Origin of the sequence: Streptomyces sp. NBC_00075 (assembly GCF_045041225.1) — a bacterium.
Classification (GTDB): domain Bacteria; phylum Actinomycetota; class Actinomycetes; order Streptomycetales; family Streptomycetaceae; genus Streptomyces; species Streptomyces adonidis.
In genome coordinates this window covers 10,110,156-10,127,757 of the sequence record NZ_CP108243.1, presented here as the reverse complement: position 1 = coordinate 10,127,757, position 17,602 = coordinate 10,110,156, and the positions used below count along the sequence as shown (strand labels likewise).

At 71.3% G+C, this 17,602-nt stretch carries 11 protein-coding genes; 3 read left to right on the top strand and 8 right to left on the bottom strand.

Annotation, left to right across the window (positions count from 1 at the left end):
- Nucleotides 1–4: 4 nt before the first annotated feature.
- The 3 genes from OG787_RS44260 to OG787_RS44250 all read right to left on the bottom strand — a co-directional run bounded on the left by OG787_RS44260 (nucleotide 5) and on the right by OG787_RS44250 (nucleotide 4,836).
- A complete protein-coding gene (locus tag OG787_RS44260) occupies nucleotides 5–2,116 on the bottom strand; it encodes an AMP-binding protein (RefSeq protein WP_405539082.1) in 2,112 nt (703 codons plus the stop codon).
- Complete coding sequence (locus tag OG787_RS44255; protein ID WP_405539081.1) at nucleotides 2,113–3,228, bottom strand: NAD(P)-dependent alcohol dehydrogenase; 1,116 nt, start codon at nucleotides 3,226–3,228, stop codon at nucleotides 2,113–2,115. The genes OG787_RS44260 and OG787_RS44255 overlap by 4 nt, the downstream gene beginning before the upstream one ends.
- An 87-nt stretch (nucleotides 3,229–3,315) precedes the next feature.
- The gene (locus OG787_RS44250) at nucleotides 3,316–4,836 is read right to left on the bottom strand and encodes an aminotransferase class V-fold PLP-dependent enzyme (protein WP_405539080.1); all 1,521 of its coding nucleotides are present in this window, start codon (nucleotides 4,834–4,836) and stop codon (nucleotides 3,316–3,318) included.
- Between the two features lie 271 nt (nucleotides 4,837–5,107).
- Between OG787_RS44250 and OG787_RS44245 the strand changes: the two genes are divergently transcribed.
- Together OG787_RS44245 and OG787_RS44240 are read left to right on the top strand one after the other, a co-directional pair.
- Entirely contained in the window at nucleotides 5,108–5,860 is a 753-nt protein-coding gene (locus OG787_RS44245) for an SDR family NAD(P)-dependent oxidoreductase (RefSeq protein ID WP_405539079.1), read from the top strand.
- 784 nt (nucleotides 5,861–6,644) lie between these two features.
- A complete protein-coding gene (locus OG787_RS44240; RefSeq protein ID WP_405539078.1) occupies nucleotides 6,645–8,390 on the top strand; it encodes a SpoIIE family protein phosphatase in 1,746 nt (581 codons plus the stop codon).
- Between the two features lie 44 nt (nucleotides 8,391–8,434).
- Here OG787_RS44240 and OG787_RS44235 read toward each other — a convergent pair whose 3' ends face one another.
- The 4 genes from OG787_RS44235 to OG787_RS44220 are packed head-to-tail and all read right to left on the bottom strand — an operon-like array spanning nucleotide 8,435 to nucleotide 12,233.
- Nucleotides 8,435–9,724, bottom strand: coding sequence for an NAD(P)/FAD-dependent oxidoreductase (locus OG787_RS44235; RefSeq protein WP_405539077.1), 1,290 nt, complete (start codon nucleotides 9,722–9,724; stop codon nucleotides 8,435–8,437).
- Nucleotides 9,721–10,515 (bottom strand): amino acid ABC transporter ATP-binding protein, encoded by a 795-nt coding sequence (locus tag OG787_RS44230; protein ID WP_405539076.1) that lies wholly within the window; start codon nucleotides 10,513–10,515, stop codon nucleotides 9,721–9,723. Before OG787_RS44230 ends, OG787_RS44235 begins: the two co-directional genes overlap by 4 nt.
- The gene (locus OG787_RS44225; protein ID WP_405539075.1) at nucleotides 10,512–11,288 is read right to left on the bottom strand and encodes an amino acid ABC transporter permease; all 777 of its coding nucleotides are present in this window, start codon (nucleotides 11,286–11,288) and stop codon (nucleotides 10,512–10,514) included. The genes OG787_RS44230 and OG787_RS44225 overlap by 4 nt, the downstream gene beginning before the upstream one ends.
- A gap of 12 nt (nucleotides 11,289–11,300) precedes the next feature.
- Nucleotides 11,301–12,233, bottom strand: a complete 933-nt coding sequence (locus OG787_RS44220) for a substrate-binding periplasmic protein (RefSeq protein ID WP_405539074.1) — start codon at nucleotides 12,231–12,233, stop codon at nucleotides 11,301–11,303.
- A gap of 170 nt (nucleotides 12,234–12,403) precedes the next feature.
- Between OG787_RS44220 and OG787_RS44215 the strand changes: the two genes are divergently transcribed.
- Entirely contained in the window at nucleotides 12,404–13,603 is a 1,200-nt protein-coding gene (locus OG787_RS44215; RefSeq protein WP_405539073.1) for a CdaR family transcriptional regulator, read from the top strand.
- Nucleotides 13,604–13,622: 19 nt separating this feature from the next.
- Here the strand turns inward: OG787_RS44215 and OG787_RS44210 are convergent, their stop codons facing one another.
- On the bottom strand, nucleotides 13,623–17,489 hold the full coding sequence (locus tag OG787_RS44210) for a glycoside hydrolase family 2 TIM barrel-domain containing protein (RefSeq protein ID WP_405539072.1): 3,867 nt from the start codon (nucleotides 17,487–17,489) through the stop codon (nucleotides 13,623–13,625).
- Nucleotides 17,490–17,602 lie beyond the last annotated feature (113 nt).

The following is a 17,602-nucleotide window of genomic DNA, read 5'->3' as shown; positions in this document are numbered from 1 at the left end:
CGCCTCACTCCCCGCCCACCGCTGCGCCGACGCTCGCGGCCATGTCGTCGACGGCCTGCCGCCACAGCCGGGGGATCGCCTCGGCGCCGGTCAGCGCGCTGTCGATCCGGAACGAGGCGGTGGAGGTCTCGCCGTAGAGGAAGAGGCCCACGGCGAGGGGGAAGCCGTTCGGGCAGCAGATGATCGGGGCGAAGCGGTGTACGGGGTCGCCGTGGTACCGCAAGGGCTTGCGGGCCGTGAAGATCGAGCCGACGGCCGTCAGACTGTCCGGTTGGGCGCTGCGGGCGATCACCTGGTCGAGGAGAGTTCTGGGGGTGTGGCGGGTCAGCCGGTACAGGGACTGCCGGTAGGCCGGGTCCTTGAGCGGGGCGGTGGGCGCGAGGGTGCGGCGCAGCCGGACGGGGGCCGGCATCGAGCCGCCGGGCAGGTCGAGGCGGGCGAGGAAGAAGCGGTTGCCGGGCAGGGCCGTCTCGTCGTGGGTGCGCAGATTGACGGGGACCATCATCGGGAGCGGGTCCCGGCAGGCCTCGGGCCGGTGTTCGGCGGCCCACTGGCTGATCGCGTGGGTGAGCGCGGCGAGGTGCACGTCGTTGCGGGTGGCGCCGTACGCGCGTGCGGTCTCGCGCAGCAGCCGGTTCGGCATGTCCTGCCAGAGGGTGTGGCGGCGGCCGGACAGTGGCTGGGCGGGCGAACTCCACAGCCCGTGCGGGCGGGTGCCGCGCCAGGTGTGCGCGACGGTGCTGATCACCTGGCGGGGCCCGGGCAGGCCTGCGCCCTCGAACCTCGGGACGGTGGACGAGGTGGGCGTGCCGTCCTGGTCGGGGCCGAAGAGGGTCTCCAGGACGGAGACGATGTTCCCCGCGTCCTGGACCGAGTGGGGCGTGAGATACACGAGGCAGTACTCGTGGGCCGCGTGCCCGGCCAGCACGACCAGCCGCCAGGCGGGCGCGCCGACGGGCAGGGGCTGCCGCAGCAGCTCCCGTACGGCGTCGTCGACGCCGTCGGTGCCCGCGCGGGAGCGGTGTGCACCGATGTGCTGCTCCAGGTCGGGCCGGACGGGAGCCCAGCGGGGCGGCCCGTCGTCGGCGCGCAGGACATGGCTGAGGCACGGCAGCCGGTCCAGCCGCCGGCTGACCCGGCCGCGTAGTTGGGCCAGGTCCGGCGGATTGCCCGTGAAATGCAGTACGGCTCCGACCCTCGGGTCTGCCTCGGGGTGGGTGGCGTGCTGTCCGGCGGCGTGGAAGAGGAGGTCGACGGGGTTGGGGGCGCGCAGCAGGGCGGCGTACGAGGTGGGGACGCCGAAGAAGACGGTCGGTTCGTCCTCGGAGAGACGGCGGGCGATGCTCGCCGGGGTCGGCGGGGCGGGGTCGAGGATCGCGGCGGCTCCGGCGGCGAGCGGCAGGAAGCAGGAGTTGCCGATGCCGTAGGCGAAGAAGAGTCTGGCGACCGAGTAGCAGCGGTCGCCGGGGCGCAGGCCCAGGATCTGGCGGCCGTAGCGGTCGGCCACGACGCGGATGCTGCCGTGCCGGTGCATCGCGGCCTTCGGGGTGCCGGTCGTACCGGACGTGTAGAGCCACAGCGCCGGTGAGTCCTCGGTGGTGCGGTCCGGGGCCCGGTCGCCGTCGCCGCAGGAGTCGCCGACCGCCATCAGGTGCTCCCATCTGATCCGGATGACCGGGGACGGGGGCCGCACCGGGGCGTCGTCCAGGACGACGACACCGAGCAGATCGGGAACGTACGAGGGATCCTCCAGGGCGCCCTGCGCGTGCCGGGCGAACTCCGCGTCGACCAGTGCGTAGCGGCAGCGGGAGTCGGCGACCAGCACCGCCAGTTCGCGGGGCGGGCTCATCGTGGACACGGGGACGGGGACCGCGCCGATCCGCAGCAGGGAGAGCAGGGCGACGACCGTCTCCGGGGTGTCGGCGGCGTGGATCAGCACGCGTTCCTCGGGGCGTACGCCGAGCGCCCGCCAACCCGCGCCCGCCCTGGCGACGCGGTCGGCGAGGGTGTCGTACGTGAGGGTGGCGCGGGGCCCGATCAGTGCGGGCCGGTCGCCGAGGCCACGGGTGACCTGGCGGTCGACGAGATGGGCGGCGGCGTTGAAGGGGGCGCTCATGCCGGGCCTCCGAGGAAGGTGAGGACCGGTTTGACGGCGTGGCCGTGGCGCATGTCGTCGACGGCCTGGTTGATCTGTCCGAGGCGGTAGAGGGAGATCAGGCGGTCGAAGGGGAAGCGTCCGGCGCGGTGGAGGTCGAGCAGTCTCGGGATGAAGAAGGCGGGGGTGGAGTCGCCCTCCACGATGCCCCGCACCTGGCGTCCGAAGAGCAGGGCCGCCATGTCGAGGGACACCTCGGTGCCGAGGGCCGCCGCGCCGAGGAGGCCGCAAATCCCTTCCTGGGCAAGGCAGTCGACGGCCTGGCGCAGTATCCGCGCCGACCCGGTGGCCTCGATGCTGTAGTCGACGCCCGCTCCGCCGGTGAGGTCGCGGAGCGCGGTCACCGGGTCGGTGGCGGTGAGGTCGATGGTGTGGGTCGCGCCGACGGACTTCGCGCGGGCGAGGCGGGCCCGGTTGCGTCCGACGACCGCGATGGTCGTACAGCCCGCGACGGCACCGGCCATGACCGCGCCGCAGCCGACGGCGCCCGCGCCGAAGACGGCGAGACTGCTGCCGGGCGTACAGCGCAGGGAGTTGAGGACGCTGCCCGCGCCGGTCTGGAAGCCGCAGGCGAGCGGTCCGAGGAGTTCCAGGGGCAGGGTCGTGTCGACCTTGACCACGGAGCGGGCGGCGGCGACGGCGTGCGTGGCGAAGGACGACTGGCCGAAGAACGTGCCGTGGACCGGGGTTCCGGTGCGGTCGAGGAGTGGGGTGGAGCCGTCGGGGCGGTTCCCGGTGAAGTTGCGAGCGGTGAAGTCGTCGCAGTACGCGGACCGGCCCGCCAGACAAGTCCGGCAGCTGCCGCAGGAGTTGAAACTGAGGACGACCCGGTCGCCGGGGAGCGGATGCCCTACACCCGGGCCGACGGCCTCGACGACTCCGGCGCCCTCGTGGCCCAGTACGGCGGGAAGCGGGACCGGGTACCACTGGTCGCGGCAGATCAGATCGGTGTGACAGATGCCGGTGCCCGCGAGCCGCACCAACACCTCGCCGTGGCGCGGCTGTTCGAGTTCCAGTTCGCGGACGGCGAAGGGGAGCCGGGGTCCTTCGGCGACGGCTGCGGTGATCTTCACGACGGCCCTTCCTGGAGCATGGGTGGGCACAACTGGTGGGAAGGGGAAGGGAGATGACGGTATGTCAGGCATGCCGGTCAGGGCATGTCAGGTGTCGCCCTTGCACATGCGCAGGAGTTCCAGGGCGAGTCGGGTGCCGTCCTGGCCGAGCCGGTGGTGGAAGCGCTCGACGATCTCGCGCTCGCGGGCGAGGTCGGTGCGGGACATGGCGCCTTCGAGGCGGGAGACGCGGATGCCCCGGCTGACTCCGCCACGGGCCGTGATCAGGCCCATCAGGTCGTCGTCGAGGGCGTCGATCAGGGCGCGTTGGCGGGCAACCTGGGCGACGGCGGCGCGTGCGCCGGTCAACTCAGCGCGGGAAACAGGCCGTTGGGAGTTGCGCGGACGGCGTTGCCAGGCCTGGACGGTCGTCAGGAGCAGGTCGAGGTCCGTGAGGGTGTTGTAGTGGTGGCAGCTGACGCGGATGCCGCCGACCCCGGAGGTGTAGCGCACGCTGACGGCGACTCCCGCCGTGAGCAGCGCGCGCATCAGCGCGATGTCGGAGGTAGCGCGCCCCGTGCTGAAGGTGACGATCCCGGAGCGGTGCCGGGAATCGCGTGGGCTGACGATTCCGACGCCCAGCCGGTCCAGTCCCTCCACGAGAATTTCGGTGAGCATTCCGATGTGGGACTCGATCCGCTCGGTCCGGAGTTCGAGAATGAGCGAGAGAGCGGCGGAAAGTCCCACGGCCCCGGCGTAGTTGCCCGTTCCGCCGGTCTCCCAGGCATGGGCGTCGTCGCTGAACTCGTAGTCCTGGAGCGGGGTGATGTCCGTACGGAGAAATGCCTCGCCCCAGGTGCGGGCCGGTGGTTTCGCCGCGAAGAATCCGGCGACGGGTCGGCGCAGTCGCGGGCGGATCCTCGGGGAGAGATACAGGAATCCGGCGCCGAAGGGCGAGCACAGCCACTTGTGTCCGCCGCACACGAGAATGTCGACGGGCGTCCGCCGGACGTTCAGGGGAAGCGCGCCCAGGTGTTGTGCCGCGTCCACGACGAGCCACACGCCGTGCTGCCGGCAGAGTTCGGAGAGGGCCGCGAGGTCGGCGCGGAAGCCGTTGGTCCACTGGACCGAACTCAGCGCCAGGACGCGGACGTTGGAGGTCAGCAGGGCGCGGACGGCGTCCACGGTGACGCGTCCGGCCTCGTCGTGCGGCACGGTGCCTACCGTGATGCCGCGCTCCGCGAGCTGGCGCCACATCAGTCCCATCTGGATGAACTCCAGGTCGGGCATGAGGACTTGGTCGCCGGCGTCGAGGGGTAAGGACTCCACGGCGATCTTCAGTCCGTGGGTGGTGCTTTCCACCAGGGCGATGTCGGCGGGCTCGGCTCCGATCAGCCGTGCGGCCGTGGGGCGGGCCGCTGCCCTGATCTCGTTGAGACCGCCGTGCATTTCGGTCCCGGATTCGGCGTTGCAGTACTGCATGCCCTGCACCAGGTCGGTGACCGCGCGAACGGAACGCGCGGACGCCACTCCGATGCACGCGCTGTCCAGATAGGTCTTGCGGGCCAGTACGGGAAATTCCCTTCGCACACAGGACTGGAAGTCTTCGGCAGTGGCATCACCACTCATCCTGACCACCCCATCGCGGCATTCCACCGCCGATTCCGTCGGCCCGTTTCCGGGGCCGCCGCCGGTTGCGTCAACTGATGTTCACGGAATCCGAAGAAATGCTTCAAGGGCGCACTTGCGGAAAGGGCGCACGGGCCGTGAGCGGGGAGCGCACAAGTATTGGTGTGATGATGTTCCGGAGCGTTTCAATGCCTCCGTCCCATGCGTTCGTCCGCGTTCGTGATCTCCCGCCGGGGAAGCCTGGGCAGGAAACGGGAGCGGGAGGTGGACATTGACCGGTCGGATCTGTGTCGTCACCGGGGCGGGCCGGGGAATCGGCCACGCGGCGGCACTGCGTCTCTCCGCCGAGGGCCACCGTGTGGCGCTGGTGTCGCGGACCGAGCACGAGCTGCTGCGTACGGCGGCGTCCTGCCCCGGGGAGACGCTCGTGCTGCCCACGGACGTCACCGGTGCCGACTCGGCGGGCGAGGTCCTGGACGCGGTGGCCGAGACGTGGGGGCCCGCGCAGATCCTGGTCGTGGCGGCCGGCCGGAACCGGTCCGCGCCACTGGAGCGGACCTCGGACGCGCACTGGCAGGAGATGCTCGCCCTGAACCTCACCTCCGTCTTCCAGTGGCTGCGCGCCGCGCTGCCCCCGATGGCGTCGGCGGGCTGGGGACGCGCGGTCGTCGTGTCGTCCATCGCGGGCAAGCGCGGTTTCCGGCACCTCGGCGCCTACTCCGCCGCCAAGCACGGCGTGATCGGCCTCGTCCGCTCGGCGGCCCTGGAACTGGCCCGCACCGGCGTCACGGTCAACGCGGTCTGCCCCGCCTACGTCGACACAGACCTCACCGCCCGGACGGTGGACACCATCGTCACCCAGGCGGGCTGGACCCGCGACGAGGCCCTGCGCCATGTGAACGACCTCCAGCCCATCGGCCGCATGGTCACCCCGGAGGAGGTCGTGGCTGTCATCGGCGCACTCATCGAGAACGCGGCACTGACTGGGCAGAGCGTGCATGTGGACGGGGGGCTGGTGCAGTGACGCCCGCCGGGCGGAGCCATGGGGGGCTGGGTCCCTGGGCCCGCCGGGCGGGGTCGTGGAAGGTGCGGTCCCTGGCCACGCCGGGCGGGGCCGTGGGAGGCAAGGTCCCCGGGCCCACCGGGCGGGGGCGTGGGGGCCCTTGGCACGCCGGGCGGGGGCGTGGGAGGTGGGGCCCTCGGCCCGCCAGGCAGTCGAGCCCGACCGGTCGGGCACCTGCCTCGCGTCTGCCGGCCGCGGGCCACGTAGCCCGGCGCCCCGCGCGCGGGGCAGCCGAGACCTCACGGCATGGACCCCGGGCACACTGAGCAGCCGAACCCAACCCGCCCGGCGCCTGCCTCGCGTCCGCCGACCGCCTGTGGGAAGCCACGCAACCCGGTGGCGCGCGCCCGGGGCAGATGCCGCACGGCATGGACCCCGCGCACACCCAGCAGCCGAACCCAACCGGCCCGGCATCCGCTTCGCGTCCACCGACCGCCCCTGGGAAGCCACGTACCCGGTGGCGCGCGGGGCGCCCGTTCCGCACGGCATGGACCCTGGGCACGCCCAGCAGCCGAGCCCGCCCGGCAGCTGCCTCGCATCCCCCGACCGCCCCTGGGGGCCGCGTAACGCGGTGACCCGCGCGCGGGGCCGCCCGGTCCGCACGGTGTGGGCCCTGGCCAGCGCATCCGCGTCGGGTGTCGTGCGGCCGGTTCACGGCCCGTCTCGACGTGCGCTGGTCCGCCGGGGGGCCGATCATTGTCTCTGCCGTGCGGCAAGCGTTACGACGACGAGAGGTGCGGTGGCCATGGACGCATTCCGGCCGCTGCTCTTCGAGAACGTCGAGGCGCTGCTCGACGGCCCCAGCGCCGCGGACCTGCCGCGGCTGGTCGAGGAGTACGGGCTGCTGCACCAGCTCGTCGAGGGTACGGAGGCCGGTGTGGTCGTCCTCGATCCGGACCTGCGCTTCCTGTACGTCAATCCGCACATGGTCCGGCTCAGTGGTCTGTCGGCGGAGGAACTCCTGGGGCGGACCCTGGCCGAGGCATCGCCGGACGTCGACCGGCCCGAGAGCGTGCTGCGGCAGGTGCTGTACGACGGACAGCCCCGTGAGCTGGTGGGTACCGGGCACACCCGCGCGGACCAGCCCTTCACGCGTCGCGCCTGGCACGCCACCTACCACCGGCTCCAGAACGGGCAGGGCCGGGTGCTGGGACTCGCCGGGATCTTCCTGGAGATCAGCGCCCCGCAGCAGCACGTGGACGAGCTGGAGCGGGCGCACCGCCGGATGACCCTGCTGGACACCGCCACCGCGCTCATCGGCACGACCTCCGACGTGAAGACGACCTGCGTCGAGCTGGCCCAGTTCATGGTGCCGGACCTGGCGGACGCGGCCGGGGTCGAGCTGAACCTCGACGTGAAGGCCGGTCCGCACCGGCCGCCGCCGGGCGTGCTGCGGCTGCGCCGGGCTGCCCTCGCGGCGGTGCCCGGCGTCAAGGACGCGGTGCAGGCCCTGGCCGGTCTCGGCGACACCCTGGACTATCCGCCGGGCACGGAGATCCGCGCATGCCTGGACGCCGGCCGCCCCTGGCTGAGCAACGGCATCTCCGAGCAGCAGTGGCAGTCCGGGGCGGTGCACGCGCGGCGGGCCACCGCCTACCGGAACCTCGGCGTCCACTCGGTCCTCGTCCTGCCGCTGATCGCGGGCCGGCGCCCCCTGGGCACCCTGTCGCTCGTGCGCGCGTTCGACTCCCCGGGCTTCACGGTCGACGACGTGACGGTGGCCGAGGAACTGGCGCACCGGGCGGCCCGCGCCCTGGAGCGCGCCGCCCTGCACACCCGTGAGCACAGCATGGCCCTGGAACTCCAGCACGCCCTGCTCACCGAGACCACCGCGCCGCCGGACCCGCACGCGCGGACGGCGTTCCGCTATCTGCCCGCCGACGACGTGGCCCTCATCGGAGGCGACTGGTTCGACCGCCTTCAGCTGCCCGACGGCCGGAACCTGCTGGTCATCGGGGACGTCATGGGGCACGGGGTCGAGGCCGCCGTCGCGATGAGCCACTACCGCTCCGCGCTGCGCGCCCTGGCCATGGCGGGCCTCCCCCCGCATCTGCTGCTCGCGCACGCCGACCGCACGGTCGCCGACTCCGGGTTCGACCGGGTCGCGACCTGTCTGGTGGCCCTGGAGGATCCCGCCCGGCGCACCGTGTCGTACGCGAACGCCGGCCATCTCCCGCCCGCCTTCCTCTCCCCCGACGGCCGGGTCGCCCTCGTCGAGGTCCCCGCCGGCCCGCCCCTGGGCACCGGCTTCGGCAGCTACACGACGCTCACCCGCCCGGCGGTCCCGGACGGCGTGCTGCTGCTCTACACGGACGGGCTGGTGGAGCGGCGCGGCGAGGACATCGACGTCTCGCTGCACCGCCTGACCCAGCTGCGGCTGTCGCCGCGCGCCTCCCTGGACGTCATCCTCGACGACGTACTGGCTCAGCTCGCGGACGCTCCCGCCGAGGACGACATCGCTGTACTGGCGGCCCGTTCACGGCGGTCCTGACCGGCGGGCGAACCAGGTCGCCGCCTGCTTCACAGCGCCTTGGTTCACTGCGGCCGGCCCAGCCGATCGAACCCGAACGGCACAAGCGCCTCAGGCCGGCTCCCCGTCCGGATGTACTCCGCGAGCCAGTGCCCGGTCGCCGGGCCCAGGGTGACGCCGAGCATGCCGTGGCCCGTGGCCGTGTACGCGTTGTCGTACCCGGGGAGGCGGTCGATGACCGGGAGGCCGTCGGGGAGGAACGGGCGTCCGCCGACCCAGGGTTCGCGGATCAGGCTCACCAGGTCGTCCGGGTCGTCGAACCAGTTGCCCAGGTAGTGGCGGCTCGCCAATGCCACGGCGACGATTCTGCGCCAGTCGAGCCGGTTGTTGTTGCCGCTCAGTTCCATGGTGCCGGCGATCCGCGTGGTGCCGCCGATCGGTGAGGCGACGGCCCTGCGTTCGCCGAAGTAGAGGGTGTGCCGGGGTGCCGGGTCCAGGTCGACGGAGAAGCTGTAGCCCTTGCCCGCCTGGAGCGGCAGCCGGTGTCCGAGGGTGCGCAGCAGGTCGGGTGAGCGCATGCCGGCCGCGACGACGACCGTCGAGCAGGGGATGTCGCCCTGGTTCGTGCTCAGCGCGGTGATCTTCCCTCCCTCGGTCCTGAACCCCGTCACCTCCGCGTTCTCGTGGACCTTCACCCCGGCCGCGCCGAGCGCCTCGCCGAGGGCGCGGGCGAACGCCTCCGGGTCCACCACCCCCTCCCCCTCCACCAGGTAGGCCGCGCGCACCCGCGGTGACAACGCGGCGTCCAGTAGATGTGCCTCCGTGCCCGTGGTGACATCGGACGGCATCGGATAGTGGCCGTCCGCCATCTCCCGCTGGACCGCGAGGTGATGGCGGGCCTCGGCCTCGGACAGGAACGCGTGCACCATGCCGGGCCGGGTGAGGGTCGTGGCCACCCCGGCCTCGCGCAGACCGTCGAAGAGGTCGAAGGTGGGCCGGTTCAGCTCGGCGATCGCCGCGTAGCCGCGCCGGAACACGGCCGGTGTGCTGCTGCGCCAGAACCGCCACAGCCAGCGGGCGAACGCGGGGTCGGGCAGCGGGCGGAGGTAGAGCGGCGAGTCGGGGCGGCCGAGCGAGCGCAGGGCGTAGCGCAGTACGCCGGGGGCCGGGACGGGCGTCGAATGGCTGAGGCAGACCCAGCCCGCGTTGCCGCGGGAGACGCCCGACCCGAGTCCGCGCCGCTCGATCACGACCACCGGCAGGCCCGCCGCGGCCAGGTAGTACGCCGTGCACAGGCCGACGACACCGCCTCCCACGACGGCCACAGGGCTGCTGTCCGGCACACCGCCGGTCATGAGGTCGAGCCGTACGACGCGAGGAACTCCCGGGTGCGGGGCTGGGCAGGGGCGCCGAGGACGTCCTCAGGCGTGCCCTCCTCCACTATCCGGCCGCCGTCCACGAAGACGACATGGTCGGACACCTCGCGGGCGAAGGGAAGTTCATGGGTGACCAGCATCATCGTCATTCCGTCGGCGGCCAGTTCCCGCATCACGCTCAGTACCTCCCGGGTCGCCTCGGGGTCCAGGGAGGACGTCGGCTCGTCGAAGAGCAGCAGCTCGGGTTTGAGGGCCAACGCCCGTGCGATGGCGACGCGTTGCTGCTCGCCACCCGAGAGCTGGTCGGGCAGGGCGAGCGCTCGGTGGGCGACGCCGACCCGGCGCAGGAGTGCGACAGAGCGCTCCAGCGCCTCCAACTCCGCCACCCCCGCCCTGCGTTGGGCCAGGACCACGTTCTCCACCGCGGTGAGGTGCGGGAACAGGTTGAAGCGCTGGAAGACCATGCCGACGGTACGGCGAAGGCGCGGCAGATCGCGGCAGACCGTACGGCCGTCCTGGTGCACGACCTCGCCCGCGACCTCGATCGTGCCGTGCTCGGGCTGTTCGAGCAGGTTGACGCAGCGCATCAGGGTGGTCTTCCCGCCGCCGCTCTGGCCGATGACGCTGACGATGCGTCCCCGGCCGATGGTGAGGTGGACGTCGTCGAGGACGAGCCGCCCGTCGAAGGACTTGCGCAGCCCTTCGATCCGTACGACTGCTTCCGGGAGCGCCGACGGCATGTCGCGCTCCGCCGCGAGCGACTCGGTCATACGGCACCTGCCTTCATGTCGGCGGCCGAGGCCTGGTCCGGAGCGGCGTCCTGGGCGAGCAGCGCACGCGCCGCCCGCAGGCGTCGGCGGCGCCACGGGGAGAGGGGGACGCCCGCCCGGACCTTGCGTTCCAGGAGGAGGAGCAGTTGGGAGAGGGGGTAGCAGAGGGCGAAGTAGATGGCGGAGATGACCAGGTACACCTCCAGCGCACGGAAGGTCGACGACGTGATGAGCCGCCCTTCGGACATCAGCTCGGCGGCGGAGACGGTGACGAGCAGGGAAGTGGACTTCAGCAGGTCTACGAGCATGGTGTTGGTGCCGGGCAGCGCCTGTCGTACAGCCTGCGGCAAGACGATCTGGCCGAAGATGCCCGCCCTGCCGAGGCCAAGGGCCTGGCCCGCCTCGGTCTGTCCGGCGTGCACGCCGCTGATCGCCGAGCGGAAGATCTCCGAGAGGTAGGCGGCGTAGAAGACCACGAGGCTCAGACAGCCGGCGGTGAAGACGTCCAGCCGGATGCCCGCCGAGGCGAGTCCGAAGTAGCTGAGGAAGATGATGGCCAGGAGCGGGATGTTCTTGAACAGCTCGGTGTAGACGGCGGCGACGGCACGCGCGGGCCATGCCCTGCTCAGCCGCAGCAGCGCCACGGCCAGGCCGAGCAGCACCGCGCCGAGGAAGCTCACGGCCGTGTAGGAGAGGGTGCGCCAGAGGGCGTCGAGGAGGTCGGACCGGTAGTCGGACCAGGGGACTTCGAAAGCGCCGGCGAGGTCGGACATGTCAGCATCCCCTCACTGTGCGACGGACGGCGGGGTCCAGTCCTGGGGCCGGTCGACGCCCCGGCGGGCGGTGGCGACATCGGCGGCGGGCTCGAGGAACTGCTCGGGGTCACCGCCGTACTTCTTGACGAGTTTCGCCATCTCGCCGTTGGTGTACATGGCGTCGATCTGCGCGGAGATCGCCTGCTCCAGCTTGGTGGCCTTCTTGGGGAGGTAGAAGCCGGTCTGGTAGGGCTGGAAGTACTGGTAGTCGGGCTTGGCCTTGACCTCGGCTGCGGTCGGCGGGGTCAGGTACTGCGTGCTGATCTTCAGCTCGGGACGTTCCTTCTGCGCCGCGATGATGATCAGCGGGTCGAGGAAGCCGACGTCGACGCGGCCCGCGCCGAGGTCGTCGAAGACCCCGTTGGCGTCGGGGTAGGCATGCAGCTTGGCGTCCGGGACGGACTGGATCGACTTGACCCATACATAGCCCTCGACTGTGCCGAGCTGGAGGCCCTTGAGGTCGTCGACCGTCTTGTACGTCTTGCCGTTGCGGACGGCCATCGCCGGGGGCGAGTAGTACGGCGGGTCGGTGAACAGGCCCTGTTTCTGCCGTTCGGCGGACCAGGCGACGCCGCCGATGGTGATGTCGACGCGACGGGACTGCACTCCGGCGAGCATGCCGGCGAAGTCGGTCACCTGGGGCTTGATCTCCAGACCGAGCTTTTCGGCCACGTAGGTGAGGATGTCGCCGTCCAGGCCGACGATCTTGTCGCCCTGGACGGTGGTGTAGGGGGCGTACGGCTGGACGGCCACCTTGATGACACCGGGCGTGAGCGTGCCCAGCGCGGCGGTCTTCGCGGACACGTTGGTCGGGGCGTCGTCGTCGCCGGAACCGCAGGCGGCGGCCGTCAGCGTCAGGAGGGCGGCGGAGAGTGCGGCGGCGAGGGAGCGTATACGGGTCATGGGCGTCGGCCTTCCGTACTGGTGAGGCCCAAACGCTAAGGACCCGGGCACGCTGCGTCACCGGTCACTCCGTACGAGGTTGTGGCTGAATTCGATCGTTCTCCTGTACGTTGCGTCCAGTCGTCGGGGGCACGAAGACGGCCGAGAGGACGACGACGGGAGGAACGAGCGTGCTGAGCCCGTCACTCGCGCAGGAGATCGCCGGGGACACCTCCGCCGTCATCGGCTTCAACGTGCTGATCACCGACGCGGCCGGCATGGTCATCGGCAGCGGCGACAGCAGCCGCGTCGGCACCTTCCACGAGGCATCGGTCGAGGTGATCCGCACCCAGGAGCCCACCACGCACAACGCCTCACAGGCCCACCAGCTCCGCGGAGTACGCCCCGGCATGACGTTGCCGCTGGTCACGGGCGGACAGGCGGTGGGCACGGTCGGCATCACCGGAACGCCCGCCCAGGTGCGCCGGTTCGGCCTGCTGGTGAAGCGCCAGACGGAGATCCTGCTCAGGGAGTCCGTGATGCTGCGCTCCCGGCTGCTCGCCGAGCGGGCGGCGGAGACCCTGCTCGCCGACATCGCCTCGTACGACCCGCAGGTCGTGGAGGGCGACTTCCTCGTCTTCCGGGCCGCCGAACTGGGCTTCGACCTGCGGCTTCAGCGGGTCGCGGTGGCGATCGAGGTGAGCGTGCCCGACGCGGGCACCCGACGCCAGGGCAGCACGCCCACCCGGGACATGGCGCTGATCCGCTCGGAGTTGCTCCGTACGGTCCGTGAGGTCTTCGCCGACCCCCAGGACATCGTCGCCTCCACCGCCCCCGGCTGGATCGGCGTACTGCGCCGCCTCCCGGCCCGGGCCGAAGTTGCCTCCCTGGCCGCCGACTGCCGACGCCTCACCGATGTCATCGCCGCGCAGGACGGCCTGACCGCCCGCGTGGGCATCGGCGAACCGGCCGTGTCCGTCGCCGGTCTGCGCGACTCCTGGCAGGACGCCCGCGACGCGCTGCGCCTCGGCGCCCGCGTGACGGGTAGCCCCCGGGTGCATCTGATCGCCGAACTGCGCGTCCAGCAGGTCCTGGCGGCGGTGAACCAGCCTGCCCGGCGGCGTCTCGTCGAACTGACGGCCGCGAATCTGCGGGCCCAGCCGGACTGGCCGGTGCTGCGCGACACGATCACCGCCTGGTGCGAGAGCGGCTTCAACCTCGTACGGACGTCCGCCGCCCTGCACATCCACCGCAACACCGTCGTCTACCGGATGAACAAGATCGAGCAGCTCACCGGCCGCCCGCTCCGCGAACACCGGACCACGATGGCCCTGTATCTCGCCTGTCTGACCGACGAGTTGGGCGAAGGCGCCACCCCCGACGAAGGATGACGCCCCCTGTGTTACCTGGCTACTCCCCTGCCGTGGGCCGCCGAGAGGCCGCCATCGCCTCGTCGACGTCCGTCAGCGGGCGCAGCCGGTAGCTGTACGAGTAGTCGCGGTTGGCGAACAGCTTGTACTCGTCGTGGGTGTGCGCTCCCCAGCTGTTGTCACCGCCGACGCCCATCTGCCGGTGGTTCAGCCGCAGGACGACCTCGTCGCGCGGGGTGAGCTGGTAGTCGTGACGGATCCCGACGGACAGGTCCTCCGGGGTGAAGTGCGAGGCGTTGACCTCAAGGAGCGGTTCGGCGGAGACCAGCAGACCGGCGCCTCGGCGGTCCGTGAGAGCGATCCAGCGGACGTCGGTCTTGTTGCCGTTCTCCTGCGGGCGCAGATATCCGCTCCACTGCCCGTCGACGGTGCCGGAGTACAGGCCCACGTCGGTGGCGTTGTTGCGGTCCCAGTGGTTCTCCTCGGGGCCTCGCCCGTAGTAGTGCAGCCGGTCCAGCCTGCCCGGCAGGAGCAGCAGGGTGCCGACCTCCGGGATGTACGGCAGTGAACTCGCCCCCGGGTGAAGGGTGTTGTCGACCTTGATCTCGCCGTTGCCGAAGACCGTGTAGGTGGTGGTGTACGTCGATGCCGTCGTCGTGGGCAGCGTGCCGGCGACCTTGATCTCGACGGCCAGGTCGCGCAGGGCCCGGACGGTGACGCCGGTGACCGTGCGCAGCGAACCCGCGTCGCGCCAGGTCTGGTTGCGGGTGTGCTGCCCGTTGCCCCGGTCGTTGTCGGTGGGCGCCCGCCAGAAGTTCGGGACGGGCCCGGAGGAGATCAGCTGCGCGCCGCCCGCCTTGTACGAGGTGATGGCGCCGGTCTTCTTGTCGACGGTGACGGAGAAACCCTTGCCCTTGACGGTGACCGACGCGTCGCCGTCCTCGTGGCTCAGCGCCGGGACGCTGTCCAGCGGTACGGGCGTGACGGCGGGACTGCCCGCGTCGACGGGGAGTTGCTGCCGGGCCACCTCGAAGCCGGCCTTGGCCCACTCCGTGGACTCCCTGGTGTGGAACGACAGTTGGAGGAAGTACTCGGCACCCGGCGCCGGGTCGCCGGGCAGCGTCAACGGCACGGTGATGTCCTTCGCGGACAGCGGCGGCACATCCAACTGACTGCGGCTCAACTTGCCGCGCTGCACAACCCTTCCGTCTCTCACCAGCTCCCAACGCCCGTCGAATTCCCGCAGGTTGGTGAACAGGTACTCGTTGGTGAGGGTGACGGCACCCGGCACCGACCCCGAACTGATCTGCACGGCCTGGTAGATCCGCTTGACCTCGGCGGACTTGCCGGTGAGGCCACGGTCGGCGGTGACGATGCCGTCGCCGGAGAAGGCCCCGTCGTTGGGGTTGTCGCCCCAGTCGCCGCCGTACGCGTAGAACGTCTTGTCGCGGGGCCGCTTCTCGGTGAGGCCGACGGTGGCCGCGTCGAACCAGAACCGTACGCCGTCGTCGCCGGGGCCCCGGCTGTCGGAGGCCAACTCGGCGGCGCTCAGGGCACGGGCGTACACGCGGGCCCGTCGGATGGTGCCGCTGAACTCGCGGGTGGGGTTGTCGACGTCGGTGGCCAGGGCGAGGGACGCGGTGTTGTTGTCGGGGCGCCGGGTGGTGGTGCGGGTGGCCCGGGCCACGCCGTCGGCGTAGAGGGTCAGGGTGCCCGTCGTGGCGTCGAAGACACCGGCGATGTGGTGTTCCGTACCGGTCCAGTCGTCGGGCAGGGCCCAGTAGGCGCTGATCCACTGGCCGCCGCCGTAGATGAAGAACTCCAGGCCTCTGTCCGACTGCTTGAGGGCGTACTGGGTGTCGCCCTTGGCGATGACGGGCTGGTGGTAGCCGAGGACGTGCGGGGTGATCCACGCCTCCAGCGTCAGGGAGCCGGTGAGGTCGAGGCCCGCGTCGCGGGCGAAGACGGTCCCGCCGGAGACGCCCTTGTCGCGGCTGAAGGTGGCGCCACCGGCGACGGTCTCGCCCTGGAGTGCGGCAGGCCCGGACTCGGTGAACAGCTTGCGCGTCGGGGTGGGCCAGGCGAGGGCCTGGTCGACGAAGTCCCAGATCCAGCCGCCTTGGAGGACGGGGTAGCGGCGGACGAGATCCCAGTACTTCTTGAAGTTGCCGTTGGAGTTCCCCATGCCGTGGGAGTACTCGATCATCACGTACGGCCGGGTGTCGGCGGTGTCCTTCGCCCGCTGCTCGACGCGCGCGGGACTGTCGTACATCTCGGAGCGGATGTCGCTGATCCCGGGGCGGTCGTCGCCCTCGTACTGGATGACGCGGGTGGTGTCGTAGGAGCGGATCCAGTCGTACATGGCGTTGAACGTCGTGCCGCCGCCCGCCTCGTTGCCGAGCGACCAGATGACGACCGAGGCGTGGTTCTTGTCTCGGTGGACCATGTTCTGGGCGCGGGCCACGCACGCGGTGGTCCACTCGGCGTGGTTGCCGGGGTACTCGCCCCGGATGCCGTGGGTCTCGAGGTTGGTCTCGTCGACGAGGTACAGGCCGTACTCGTCGGCGAGTTCCAGCCACAGCGGGTTGTTCGGGTAGTGCGAGGTGCGGACGGTGTTGATGTTCAGCCGTTTGATGATGCCGATGTCCTCGACCATGTCCGCGCGGGTGAGCGCCGAGCCGTGGACCGGGTGCATCTCGTGTCGGTTGGTGCCCCGGAAGGAGACCGGCCGACCGTTGATGCGCATCAGCCCGTCCTTGAGGGCGAACTCGCGCAGACCGACCCGGTGGGAGAGGGTCTCGATCACCTTGCCGGCGGGGTCGCGCAACCGCAGAACCGCCGTGTAGAGGTTGGGGTGTTCGGCCGACCAGAGGCGCGGCGCGGGGACGGCCTTCGCGGACTGTACGGACGTCTCCTCGCCTGCGCCGAGCGCGACGGTCTGCTGCAACGGACGCGACCAGACCGGGTGCCCGCCCGCGTCGTACAGCTGGGTCTCGACGGAGTACTGGCCGGCGCCCTGGCCGCCGTAGTCCCGCACGTTCGCGGTGACCGACAGATCCGCCGCCGTGTAATCGTCGCTCAGCGGGGTGTCGAGGCGGAAGTCGCGCAGCCGCACGGCGGGCGTCGAGTACAGGTAGACCGAGCGGAAGATGCCGCTCAGCCGGATCATGTCCTGGTCCTCCAGCCAGTCGCCGTCGGAGTAGCGGTAGACCTCGACGGCTATCTGGTTGGTGCCGGGCTTCAGGTGCGGGGTGATGTCGTACTCGGAGGGGTCGTAGGAGTCCTCGTGGTAGCCGACCAACTGCCCGTTGATCCATACGTAGTGGGCGGACTTGACGCCCTCGAAGTGCAGGAACGTCCGACGTCCCGACCAGTCGCGCGGGAGCGTGAAGGTGCGCCGGTACTGGCCCACGGGGTTGTGGCGGGTCGGGGCTGCGGGCGGCTGCGCGTCCTCACCCCGGCCGTTGGCGCCCCACCACGGGTAGTCGCTGTTGATGTAGATCGGGCTGTCGTAGCCGTGCAGCTGCCAGGCGGAGGGGACGGGGATGGTGTCCCAGGTGCTGTCGTCGACATCGGTGCGGTAGAAGTCGGCGGCCCGGTCGTCGGGGCGGTCGACGTACGCGAACTTCCAGGTGCCGTCGAGGGTCAGCCGGTACGGGGAGCGGGTGCGGTCGGCGGCGAGGGCCTGGGCGACGGTCGCGTACGGCATCAGCGTGGTGTGCGGAGGCTCGGTGCCGAGGCGGAAGACGTCGATGTGGCCGTTCCACTCGGGCGTGGCGTCCAACGCGTCTGCCGCGACGGCCCGTTGGGCGGTGGTCGCTCCGGACAGGGCGAGCGCGCCGAGAACGGCGGCCCCTCCCTCCAGGAGACGGCGGCGGCTGACGGCGAAGTCGTGGGGGTGCGGCATGACCGTGACCTTCCTCGGTACGACAGACAGTGCGCCGCACGGACTGAGAGAGCGTCAGATCCTGTTCGTTCCTGTTGACAATCCGACCCGGAATCCGGCAGCGCTGTGGTCAT